The following is a 12,214-nucleotide window of genomic DNA, read 5'->3' as shown; positions in this document are numbered from 1 at the left end:
TTTCAACGGCTAACCTTTAGTTTTGGAGCAAACGCTCTAAAATTATGCCCCTTCTTTATTAGCGTATTTCAATGTTAGCTGTAATGAGTTAATTCTTTAGTGGGAGATCTGTGCAATTAGGTATTTGGCCATACGCATGATCCTGATCGGGTCCTTGTGCAGAATATAGGACTCATGCCAGCCTGTAAACGTATTGATAATAAAATCCGTCAATGTTTCGGCATCTGTATCCACAGCAAGCTCCTTAAGTTCGATTGCTTTATGGATCAGGTCCGATATGAATTTATGCGTGAATTCATTATCTTTTCGAAGCACGTCTTGAACATCTGGATCAGAGGTCGCCACTTCAAAAGTTGTCTTGATGGCCAAACAGCTGTTGTCACTGTAAACAATAGTGTTTGCGGAAGCGTTTATAAAACTGATGATTGCTTCAAGCGGTGATTTGATTTTAGCGGCATGCTTGAGCGCATCCTCCATCCGGTTTTGGGTGTAATTACGGATGCACGTAACAAACAACTGGTGTTTGTCGCCCATGGTATTATAGATACTGCTAACATGCACATTCATCGCTTCAGACAGGTCACGAATAGACGTGCCACTGTAGCCCTTTTTCCAAAAGACCTCCATCGCTTTTTTGGTTGCTTCTTCTTCGTTAAATTCCAGGTTCCTTGCCATAATTCTTTGCAAACATAAATTTATTTTAAAACACTTGTTCTAAAATAATGTCATTTTAATTTGACCTTAAATTAAGGATGCAGATTTTGTAACGACTGTTCTATAATATACATTTGCCTGCTGACTTTAAATATGAGATTTAATAAACTAACCTTCAGTCATCGGAAAAGTATTTACTGTAAGATACTTAGGGCCGCGCTCCTGATCAGTAAAAAATCGGGCTGGAGTTCGGTAAGCATGCGCAAAATAGCAGAAGCGATAGGCTATACCCCGCCGGTCATCTATGAATATTTCGAAAACAAAGCAGCGTTATTACTTGGATTGACCCGATATGGATTCGTGGTGTTATCCGGTGAATTAATGCAGGCCAGATCAGCCAGTGCCGTACCTAAGCAACAACTCCTGCTCATGTGCAAGGCATATTGGGATTTTGCGTCAGATGAACCAGAGCTTTACCGGCTCATGTTCGGAGTTGGAACAACCCGTTCTGATCCAAATGGATTAGAAAAAGCATCCGCTAAGATCGATTCGTTATTCTGCGAGGTTATTGGCGACCTCCCGCTGGCACCTTATTACACGTGTTGGTCAGTTTTACATGGATTGATCGCTATAAAACTAATCGGCAAGAGTTTACCCTGGAAGATCAGTGAACAAATATTTGCAAAGGCCGTATCCGATTTTACCAATGTACTGGTCAAAAATTAGTATTTGGATCTTGCATTAAGACTCCGGTCAATCAGTTAAAAGCATTGTACCGGATTAATCGTTAATCCAAATAGGCTTCTACATGTTTGATCAAACCAGTTTCATTAAAAAGAATAACAAGGCCGCCGGTCTCGTGACCGAAATCACCGATGAACTCCACTTTCATCTCGTAATAGCAATATTACTATGACCTAATTTTAACTTATTTACATTTATGGAACGCCCACGTTAAAGCTATAACCCTAATCATATGATAGCTGGTTTGCGGCGGTAATTATAATACCTATCTTCAATCTAGTATGAGAAAATACCACATTTTTGGCATCTTATTGATGTTTACATTTACGTTGCAGGCTCAATCGATACAATTTATCTCCGATGCAAAATCCTGGAATGAAGTTCTTTTGAAGGCAAAAGCAGCAAATAAAAAGGTGTTCGTAGACGTATATACAACATGGTGCGGTCCTTGTAAATGGATGGACGCTGAAGTTTTTAACAAAAAAGAGGTGGCTGATTATTACAACAGCACATTTATAAATGTGAAAGTTGATGCTGAAAAAGGTTGGGGAACGGCCTTTGCTAAAACCGAAGGCGTGGATGCTTACCCTACCTATCTATTTTTTGATCAAAATGGCAAGGTGATATATAATGCAAAAGGATCAATGCCAGTTTCCAAATTTTTGATGGAAGGCAAGACTGCAGCTGTACAATCATATAATGAAGAAGATGTACAAAAGAGAATGAAACTTGCATCAGGAAAATATGATGCAGACTTTTTATATTCTTACTTAACCAGCATACCGTTTGATAAACGACCTCAAGATATTGAACAACTAATTGAAAAGTATCTTTCTTTGGTTCCAGAGGATTCGCTCGGTTCGCAGAAAGTAAATAGGATCATTAAGATAAACGCCCCTGTCATTCTTGATGAGAATTCCTTAACCTTTAAAGCTTTTTTAAAACAATATCGTCAATATCCATTCAAACTTGGGTTTATCGATGGCACCTGGATGACTTTGAGAAGCAAACTCAAGACTGATTTAGCGCAGGCTGGAAAAAGCCGTAATGATCAACAGCTCGAAAAGCTCATCCATTTAAATTCTTTTTTTGAAAACGATGGATATGCTAAAGAACGGGAAGCAAATTATTTCAGGTGTATGTACTATGCTTTTGCCAATGATTCGATTGGTTTATCCAAAGCATTTAAACGCTTTTGCTCAGATGCCTATAGCGGACTAGACACCGCCAAATTATACGCAGAGGAAAAGGCAACGTTAACAAAAATGCAGGATTTATCGAAAACAGTATTTCCAGGCCTAAATAGCGAACAGGTTAAGAAGACCTTCCAATCAGAGTCAATACGTACTTACAGCGAATTTTGTGAAATTATCTCCTCTTGTCAACAATATAAGTTATTGACAAAAGATATACGTGAATCTATAAAGCTATGGATACAGAAAAGCATTGACAGCTATCGGGGAAATCCCATATCAGTCAATAGCTACTTTGAAAAGTTAGGTGAAGATATTAAGAAAATATAGATTGGTTTGCATTGGATGGCGCGGCACCATGTAGTTTTCCTAACCCCATTTGTCGGGCACCATTCGAATTACACACCGCACCATCCAATTTTGAGAGCGGATCATCCAAATTATTACATGAGCCAAATTGCCAAATAATTGGCCTTATTCGCAATGTCTTCTTGCTCTTTGTACTGCAAATTTGTATTGTCAATATCGACAATCAATTTAAAAGTATAAAACATGAAACGTACAGCAAAAGCACATTGGGCAGGTAGTATAAAAGAAGGTAAAGGTGAGTTAACTACCCAAAGCGAAGTTCTAAAACAGACAAATTACAGTTTTAAAACGCGATTTACCGGGGAAGAAAAAGGAACCAATCCCGAAGAATTGTTAGCAGCAGCACATGCCGGATGTTTTACCATGGCAGTAAGTTATGCTTTGACGGAAAAAGGATTGACACCAACTTCGCTGGATACTGAAGCAACAGTATCAATGGATAACGCTGGAATTACCGGGGTACATCTCTCCATTACCGGAAACGTACCAGGCATTACTGCAGAAGAATTTGAAACGATTACAAAAGGGGCAGAACAGAACTGTTTAATTTCCAAAGTATTGAATCTGCCCATTAGCTCGGAAGCTTATCTGGTCTCCTAACCATTACAATACAATAACAATCTCATTCAACGTTTTTGCCTATATTAGGCTTCGCGTTGAATGAGAATTGAGGATGCAAATATAGGCCTTTCCATTCGAGCTATAATTAAAATACAGGAAGATAGATGATTATCGACTATAAAAAAATTGAGTTATTTGGGAAAACATTTATTCAAAAGTTGGATTTAAAGTCTCCTTTTGAATTTTCATTTCCCGTAGCAGAACAAGCTTGCTTCTTATACATGTTGAAAGGTGAGACGCAGTTTCAATTTGACGATGATCATATCACAATACCTGCTAATCATGCATTGTTACTCAATTGTATCAACTCAGGCAAGCAATTAAGTGATTCAAGTAACAACAATGGCGAAATTGTAATCGTTACTTTCCATCCGGACATCCTAAAGAAAATTTATGAAAGAGAACTTCCGTTGATATTTCAGAAAAATGACAGGATCACAAATCAGTCAAGCGGAAAAGTCAACAATGATTTTTTAATTCAAAAATACATAGAGGGCCTTCTCTTTTACTTTGAAAATCCATCTTTAGTAAATGAAGAAATTTTGGTGTTAAAACTGAAAGAAATCATTCTCTTGTTATCGCAAACGAAAGACGCTGAAATGATACAAGTCATACTCTCCCAGCTTTTTTCGCCCACAATTTATACGTTCAAACAAATTATAGAAGCCAACTTGTTTTCGCAGATTAATGTTGAAGAGCTGGCGCAAAAAACCAATTTAAGCGTTTCTTCCTTTAAAAGGGAATTTAAAAAATTGTATGATGATTCGCCGGCCAATTACATTAAAACCAAAAGATTGGAAAGGGCTGCCGAATTACTTTTAATTTCTGATGAACGTATTACAGACATTGCTTTTGATTGCGGTTTCAACGACCTGGCCAATTTCACCAAAAGCTTTCATGATCAATACCATCTAACACCAACCAATTATCGGGTCAGCCAGTCTTCTAAATAAAAGCCATCTTACTTCACATAACACGCCTGTATGATACCGGCCGTGTGGTAATCAACCCTCCACTACAAAACGTATGGGGTTTTTTTGAGCCAAATTGCCAAATCATTGGGCTAATCTGCAAAGCCGATGTCCCTCAAGTACGGCAACTTTGTATCAACAATTAAATTAAAAAAATGGGACTATCAAATTTAGGAATTTTTCATACGGCCATAGGTGTTATTGCTATCGTTGCCGCAGTTGCAGGTTTTATAAGGAATGGTAAAATTGACCTAAGTCAGCTCACCGGGAAAATTTATTTTTATTTAACACTTATTACCTCACTAACCGCTTTAGGTTTATCAAAACAAGGTGGATTTAATCCGGGACATATTTTCGCTTTGTTCATCGTGGTTTTAATCCTGGTGGCCTTCTTTCTTTACAGCAAAAGGAAAGAGAATAACAGCGCCCGTTATTTTGAAAATGCGCTTCTTACCTTTAGCTTTTTTTTATCATTGGTTCCTACGGTTAACGAAACCTTTACTCGTGTCCCTATTGGGCATCCTTTAGCTAAGGCACCTACAGATCCAATTGTCGGCCAAACACTTCTTGTACTTTTTGTCTTGTTTGTAATAGGTTCTGTTTTTCAGTTTAGAAAGCAGAGAAGGATTAGTAAGCTGGTATAAATCGCATAATTATCCAATACTTTCAATCACGTAAGAAGTCATTTTGATAATCTTATCATCTTTGAACTGATAGATATCGCAAAAATTTCCTTTATAGGGCTTTCCATCTTTGGTCGTTCCCGTGCTGCTTCCGTTTGCGATGGCAATGTCTCCTTCAACAATTACGGTTTCAAAACGGAAATTCATCTCTTCCGGCATATTTCCTGCGTCCATACTACCTATTTCTTCTTTTCCTTTAAGGGTAGTATGGCCCGAAGTGGAGCTGTACATTTCCCAAACCATATCGTCAGCAAGATAATCCATGAATTTCTCCATGTCATTGTCGATGAACAGCTTGTTGATCTTTTCAATGAGTTGTTTTGTAGTTTCCATAATACCAAATAAACATTCCTAACCAGGAACGTGTTTTAAAATATAGAAGAATTTTAATTTTTCAGATCGTTTGTAAAATGAATGCAAGACAAAACTGATGGTAAAAAACAGCTGAATAATATTGAATGCCTGGCCAATCGTTATGACTAAGCCGTGACCTGCTCACAGCCTACGTATTCCTATATTTGGTTTTAAATCATCTAATCAATGAAAAAAATAGGATTTTTATCATTCGGACATTGGTCTGATCATCCCTCATATCAAACTCGTAACGCTGGCGATACGTTACTGCAATCTATAGATCTGAGTGTTGCTGCGGAAGAAATAGGTTTGGACGGTGCTTATTTTAGGGTTCATCATTTTGCACGACAGCTGGCATCGCCATTTCCATTGCTTTCCGCTATTGGGGCAAAAACAAGCAAGATAGAGATTGGAACAGGCGTGATCGATATGCGCTATGAAAACCCGCTATATATGATAGAAGATGCCGGTGCTGCGGACCTGATTTCCGGTGGCCGATTGCAACTTGGTCTTAGCCGGGGTTCACCCGAGCAGGTTATCGAAGGCTGGCGTCACTTCGGTTATCAACCTGATCCCGGAGAAACCGATGCAGATATGGGCCGTAAAAAAGCCCTGGAGTTTTTAGATCGACTAAAGGGTACAGGGTTTGCCCAGCCCAATCCCAATCCGATGTTTCCGAATCCGCCGGGTCTGTTACGATTGGAGCCACATTCTGATGGACTTCGGGAACGTATCTGGTGGGGAGCTGCCTCTAATGCAACTGCAGTTTGGGCAGCCGAGAACGGCATGAACCTGCAAAGTTCAACGCTGAAATTTGACGAAAGCGGTAAACCTTTTCATATCCAGCAGGCAGAACAGATCAGGCTGTATAAGGAAGCCTGGAAGAAAGCTGGGCACGAGCGCGAACCAAGGGTTTCAATAAGCCGTTCGATCTTTGCACTGGTTAACGATCAGGACAGGTATTATTTCGGACAGCAGGGGAAAGGGGCAGATAGTTTTGGTTATATCGAAGCTGATAAACGGGCGGTCTTCGGTAAAAGCTATGCAGCCGAACCTGATCAGCTGATTAAGGAGCTAGCCGCGGATGAAGCTATACAAGAAGCAGATACATTGCTTCTGACCATACCGAACACGTTGGGTGTTGATTATAATGTACATATACTATCCGCTATCCTGGAGCATGTTGCACCTGCATTGGGTTGGCGTTAAATAAATACGTTCGGTTACGCGCTCCTTATTGAGTTATCTAATTTATCCGGAGTTTAGCGGTCTGAAAAAGGCTGCTCTTTCGTTTTACCTGCCTTATCGTCAAAGTTGTCACAATCCAACCTATGGACGTACACAGATTTAATCACAAACCAGCAGTAGGCGCATGCCCGAATTGCTTTTTAAAAGCGAAAGAAAAATGGGACAGATCTTCAAAACCCAGTTCCATATAAATATCCTTCGGCTTCCGGCTTTGCTTATAGATCAGAAAGTATGCTTCTTCCAGCCGCTTTTTGGTTAGCCAGTGTCCGGGTGTATCATTAAATAATTGCTGAAAATCGCGCTTAAAGGAAGACAAACTTCTGCCTGTTAAAAACGCAAAACGCTCCAGGCTTACATTGAACCTGAAGTTACGGTTCATAAATGCCTTCAGGTCTATTTTTTGAGGCGCACCAAAGTTAAACAAGATGGCCGCAAGGCCAGGGTCTTGTTTAAGCAGGATCAACAACAGTTCCTCTCTTTTAAGTTCTGCAAAAGTTTCATCAATTTCAGAAGATCCGAGGTAGTAAGGTTTTAGAGATTGGATAAAGCTGCTCAATAGCCTGTTTTCCCGGATGAACAAGATGGAATCGTCGTTCCCGGCGATTCCAATTTGGAAAGGATGCTTTTTTAAAAATCTTCTCAGAAAAGGTTCATCAAAGGCAACAACGATCGTCCTGAAATTGCCATCACCGGGATGTTTGGTATACCGCAGCAAATGGTTCTTACGGGCAAGACCATAATCGCCAGGGTTAATCTCGTAATGCTTGTCGCCATTATAAACCACCATCGACCCTGTTAAAAGGTATAAAAAGAAATGCTCCGGTGTCACTTGTTCCGGAGAAATCCCCGGACCCAAATGGCAGGATTGAAGGAGGGTCGTATTCAAGGCATGTTAGATTTAGACTCAAAAATACATCAAATTACCAAACTATCCACACTGGCAAGAATTGCAGCTTCTTTGCTGCGCGGCTTCCAGCCCAATATCCTTTTCGCTTTCTCATTAGACATCGCGGTATATGCCGATGGATCAAGCGGCTCCAGTTCAGCAATGTTCAACGCTGCTGCAGGCCGTTCCTTTTTGATGAACTGCGCAATATCATAAATGCTCACAACATCAGATGCAGTAGCAAGGAAGCGTTCGCCAGCTGCCTCGGGATGGGTCATTGCCAGGAGGTGAATGGCAGCGACATCACGTACATCAACCACTCCAAAGGTAAAACCAGGGGTCTGTTTAATGTGGCCTTCTAATAGCGACTTTATAAACCCTACAGACGTAGAATGGTCTTGTCCCATCACTGGTCCAAAAATGGCGACCGGATTGATCACCGTTAGCTCCATATCTCCGCCTTCGTTTTTCATATAATCCCAGGCTGCCATTTCGGCTATGGTTTTAGACTTGATATAAGCACCGGAAGCAATTTCAGGATCTGTCCAGTCAAGCTCAGTGAAAACATGGTCTTTAGTGTCTTTACTGTAGCCAATGGCCGCAAAAGAAGAAGTGAGTACCACACGTTTTACACCAGCATTGCGGGCAGCTTTTAGTACACGCAATGCACCGTCACGGGCCGGAATAATCAGTTCGTCCGCATCTTCAGGTTCACCGGCCGGAAAAGGCGACGCCACATGCAATACATACATACAGCCTTCAACCGCGTCGTTCCAGTGATCATCCGCGCCAAGGTCTGCTTCAACAAACGAAAGCTGCTCAAGGGACGTCATCCCGGCAGACTGTAACAAGCTGATCACTTCTTGTTTTCTGTTCAATGAGCGTACTGTTGTTTTTACAGTATAACCCTGCTGTAATAATTGAAGAATGCAGTAGATTCCGACAAAACCGGTACCGCCCGTTACCAGTACGGTTTGATTTTTTGTTAAACTTTCCATAAATGAATTTATTTACATCAAAGGTGCGGTTTAAATCTGCTGGATGTTTTGTTCGGAAGTTCAACTTTACTTTGTTCAGAAGTTCAAACTTGCCGATCGTTAGCGAATCATGGTTGTTTATTGCCGGATAGCCTTTTCCTGCTGAATACAAAAAGGCCAGCTAAAGCATAACTTAGCTGGCCTTCTGAAATACTAATTTACCCGCTAAAGTGCAGTCGAGATATAATAAGTTCCTGACTGGATATTCATTATAGCCTCATTATTTTCTTGTTTAACTAACTTCAATCCTTTTGATTGACTAATAGGGAGGCCCGACTCCGTAATGTTTGATCCTTTTGACGGAATATACACGGTCGCTGTTGAACCAGGTGGAACAGTAACTTCTATAGTGAATTTATCAACTGAACGTTTCCAGTTAATTTTGATTGCGCCGTTAATAGACTGATAGGCAACTTTACAGGAGTCGTTTGTTGATGTAGCATGTGGTTTTACCGTAAAATGTTTATAACCCGGATTATTCTCATCTACATTGAGCCCGGCAATATAGCGCCATAACCATTCTCCAATGGAGCTGTAAGTCCAGTGATTGAGAGAAAGATTTCGTCTGTCTGCATCAAAAGATTCCCAGTAGGTGGTACCACCGGCTTTGAGCATATAACCCCATGAAGGCTGGGTTTCTGTATTTGCTACCTGCACAGCCGATTGGTGCTGCTTGTTTTCTGATAAAGCAAGAAGCGTTTCTATGCTCGACCAAAAACCGGTAGTTAAATGACCTTTGCTCTCGCCGATCATCTGGGCAAGGCGATTTGCTGCTTTTGAGCGAATAGGCTCATCCAGCAAATCGAAATATAAAGCAAGTGCATAACTGCCCTGTACATCCGCTTTACCCGGAGCTTCGGTAATAGAACCATCCTGGTTAACAAAGCTGCTCATAAAAGCTTTCTTAATCTGGTTAAACAATTGCCGGTATTTTAATTCATCTGCCTTTTTACCCAATACCCCGGCCATTTTAGATAACTGGTCTGCATCGTGTGCAAAAAAGGCCGTAGAGCCAAGAACACGAGGCGTGGCCGGACCAGTACTAAGCCAGTCTCCCCAATCCATTCCACGGTTATTTTCCCAAAGGAAATTAGGGTTTTTTGAACTTAGAAAATCCACCCATCTCTGCGCTGCAGGATAGTGCTCTTCAAGTATTCTCTTATCACCATAATTAACGTAAACCTGCCATGGCATAGAAACACCAGCGTCTGCCCAACCTGGAGATCCGACACATATATTCGTGTTTTCCAAATGAAATTGCGGCGCAATATCCGTGAAACGCCCATCCGGTGTTTGGTCATCCCGCATATCCTGTGCATATTTCTCCAGGAAAGCAGCAGCATCCATATTGTAAATAAGAGATTGTACACATGGGCGCAGATCGCCTGTCCAGCCTAATCTTTCAGATCTTGCCGCACAACCATTTGGCATATCAAACATCAGGTTTCTTTGTGTCCAGATGGCCGTTTCCATCAGCTTGTTATATAACGGGTTCGAGGATTCAAATTCACCCGCCTCCGGAACATTGTTATGCATACTTATTGCAGTAATCGTATTTGGATCCGGCTCATTTTCCAGGCCGCTTACCTGCACATAACGAAAACCGTGATACGTGAAATGTGGTGTTAGTGTTTGAGTCTTATCATCATTTAAAATATAATCCTCTTGCTGCGGAATTCCCCAGAGATTACTCATGTCTATATCACCATTCTTTTTAAGGATTTCAGCATGTCTTACTCGGATATGCGTATCTTTTTTGCCTGCCACCACTAAACGGCACCAGCCTGCAATTTCTTGCCCAAAGTCAAAGACATAAACACCTTTGCTGATTTTTTTTACCGCAACAGGTTTCAGTTCCCTGATTTCTTTAACCGGCTGATTGCGCTGCCCAACCAGTTTGGTATCATCCAGTTGTTTGGCTTCAGCAATAGACCAATCTTTGTCATCGAAATTAGTTTTGTCCCATCCGGTAAGCGCGAGACGCTGATCAATGGCTTCGCCATCCAATAAGTCGGACCAAAGCAAAGACCCTTTTAACGTTGTCTTCCATTGTTTATCGGTGGCAATAGTAATATGTTTACCATTCTCCAGTTCTATTTCCAGCTGGGCCATCAACAAGGGGTAGTGTCCGTAAATATTACGGTTCTCAAAAAGATTCATATGCCCGGCATACCAGCCATAGCCCAGCATTGCCCCAACTGCATTGCCTCCTGGTTTAAGCATCTGCGTCACATCGAAAGTCTGGTACGTGATTCTTTTATTGTAATCGGTTACCCCCGGAGAAAGGTAAAGATCGCTTACTTTTTTGCCGTTAATATGAAACTCATAAAAACCGCGTGCCGTCACAAATAAGTTTGCGCGTTTAACTTTTGCCGCAAGACTAAATTCCCGGCGCAGTGTCGGTACACGGGAAACCTTATTCACCGGCGCGATATCGGACAGTTCTTTTACGCCAACAGCAAGAGCAATTGGATCGGGTATATTTGTGATCAAGTTCTCTTTTTTCAAGAGAAATTTCTTAGACCACTGTTTTGATTCAATCGCATCCGAGCAGTCTGCCGTTACATTTTCTTCAATTACTTTCTTATTGTAAATCGCGTTAAATCCGCCTAACGCAAGTCCATATAGATTTACATCCCATCTGGTCAGTTTGGTTACTAAAAGCCGGATATATCGTGTCTTTACGGGTTGAAACGCTATGATATTGTTTGCTTCACGTGGATTAAGAACATCTGCTGAAGTATGATCAATAATTGTTTTCGCATTTTGGAAGTTCTTATTTGCCGATACCTGTATTTTATACCTCAGCGGATACATAAAGCTAAGAAAGTCTATATTTTGATTAACAGAACGTGCAGGGATTATATTCACTGCGTTTATGGCTTGCTCAGTGCCTAAATCCAATATGATCCATTTTTCCTGGTACTGATTTTCAGTGGTAAGGCTTCTGTAACAATTTATTGGTGTTAAAGAGAAATTATTAGGATCAGCGAGAACCGGATCTGTGATCCACACCGCCTTCCATTCCTTTTTTGTAAGCAGCCCCATGCTCCAGTACGCATTTGCACTCCATGGTGTAACCTTGTTTTTGCTATCCCAGGCTCTTACTTTCCAGTAATATTGTTTACCTGAAAGAAGTTTTTGGCCTTTATACACCCTATTGTTTTCCGTTGATACCTGTTTTCCGCTATCCCATATATCACCCTTATTCATCTTTAAGGCATTCAGGTTAGAAGCCACTATAATTTGAAAGGCCGTCTGTTTGTCGCCGCGTAAATCAGACGCCATAACCCACGAAAGCCTCGGAGAAATTACATCGATACCTTCAGGGTTTACCCGATACTCACAATTACTTTGTTCGATACGCAGGCCTTGCCCAAAAGCGAAGGATGATATAGCCAGGAACAAAACGATCATGATCGGGGCAACTTGGTTTCTTTTTTTTAACATCTTG

General features: G+C 41.0%; 11 protein-coding genes. 6 read left to right on the top strand and 5 right to left on the bottom strand.

The window, feature by feature from the left end; genetic code table 11:
- Positions 1-96 precede the first annotated feature (96 nt).
- The gene (locus tag ATK78_RS12775) at positions 97-675 is read right to left on the bottom strand and encodes a TetR/AcrR family transcriptional regulator (protein ID WP_133576523.1); all 579 of its coding nucleotides are present in this window, start codon (positions 673-675) and stop codon (positions 97-99) included.
- 132 nt (positions 676-807) lie between these two features.
- On the opposite strand from ATK78_RS12775, the gene ATK78_RS12770 reads away from it, so the two are divergent.
- The 5 genes from ATK78_RS12770 (at position 808) to ATK78_RS12750 (ending at position 5,196) form a co-directional block, all read left to right on the top strand.
- A complete protein-coding gene (locus tag ATK78_RS12770; protein WP_133576522.1) occupies positions 808-1,380 on the top strand; it encodes a TetR/AcrR family transcriptional regulator in 573 nt (190 codons plus the stop codon).
- A gap of 299 nt (positions 1,381-1,679) precedes the next feature.
- A complete protein-coding gene (locus ATK78_RS12765) occupies positions 1,680-2,921 on the top strand; it encodes a thioredoxin family protein (protein ID WP_133576521.1) in 1,242 nt (413 codons plus the stop codon).
- Positions 2,922-3,143: 222 nt separating this feature from the next.
- On the top strand, positions 3,144-3,560 hold the full coding sequence (locus ATK78_RS12760) for an OsmC family peroxiredoxin (protein WP_133576520.1): 417 nt from the start codon (positions 3,144-3,146) through the stop codon (positions 3,558-3,560).
- Positions 3,561-3,685: 125 nt separating this feature from the next.
- Positions 3,686-4,534 carry a helix-turn-helix domain-containing protein gene (locus ATK78_RS12755; protein ID WP_133576519.1) on the top strand — a complete coding sequence of 283 codons (849 nt, stop codon included), beginning with the start codon at positions 3,686-3,688 and terminating at the stop codon, positions 4,532-4,534.
- A gap of 173 nt (positions 4,535-4,707) precedes the next feature.
- Complete coding sequence (locus ATK78_RS12750; protein WP_133576518.1) at positions 4,708-5,196, top strand: hypothetical protein; 489 nt, start codon at positions 4,708-4,710, stop codon at positions 5,194-5,196.
- A gap of 9 nt (positions 5,197-5,205) precedes the next feature.
- Here the strand turns inward: ATK78_RS12750 and ATK78_RS12745 are convergent, their stop codons facing one another.
- The gene (locus ATK78_RS12745) at positions 5,206-5,568 is read right to left on the bottom strand and encodes a nuclear transport factor 2 family protein (protein ID WP_133576517.1); all 363 of its coding nucleotides are present in this window, start codon (positions 5,566-5,568) and stop codon (positions 5,206-5,208) included.
- A 207-nt stretch (positions 5,569-5,775) separates the two neighbouring features.
- On the opposite strand from ATK78_RS12745, the gene ATK78_RS12740 reads away from it, so the two are divergent.
- Entirely contained in the window at positions 5,776-6,798 is a 1,023-nt protein-coding gene (locus tag ATK78_RS12740; protein ID WP_133576516.1) for an LLM class flavin-dependent oxidoreductase, read from the top strand.
- Between the two features lie 142 nt (positions 6,799-6,940).
- Here the strand turns inward: ATK78_RS12740 and ATK78_RS12735 are convergent, their stop codons facing one another.
- From ATK78_RS12735 to ATK78_RS12725, 3 genes are all read right to left on the bottom strand, one after another.
- Positions 6,941-7,723 carry a helix-turn-helix domain-containing protein gene (locus ATK78_RS12735; protein WP_133576515.1) on the bottom strand — a complete coding sequence of 261 codons (783 nt, stop codon included), beginning with the start codon at positions 7,721-7,723 and terminating at the stop codon, positions 6,941-6,943.
- Positions 7,724-7,752: 29 nt separating this feature from the next.
- Positions 7,753-8,721, bottom strand: coding sequence for an SDR family oxidoreductase (locus ATK78_RS12730; RefSeq protein ID WP_133576514.1), 969 nt, complete (start codon positions 8,719-8,721; stop codon positions 7,753-7,755).
- 204 nt (positions 8,722-8,925) lie between these two features.
- Entirely contained in the window at positions 8,926-12,210 is a 3,285-nt protein-coding gene (locus ATK78_RS12725) for a family 78 glycoside hydrolase catalytic domain (protein ID WP_133576513.1), read from the bottom strand.
- Positions 12,211-12,214: the final 4 nt, after the last annotated feature.

Origin of the sequence: Pedobacter metabolipauper, assembly GCF_004362715.1 — a bacterium.
GTDB lineage: Bacteria > Bacteroidota > Bacteroidia > Sphingobacteriales > Sphingobacteriaceae > Pedobacter > Pedobacter metabolipauper.
The sequence above is the reverse complement of the archived record's forward strand: the minus strand, read 5'-3'. Positions and strand labels throughout refer to the sequence as shown.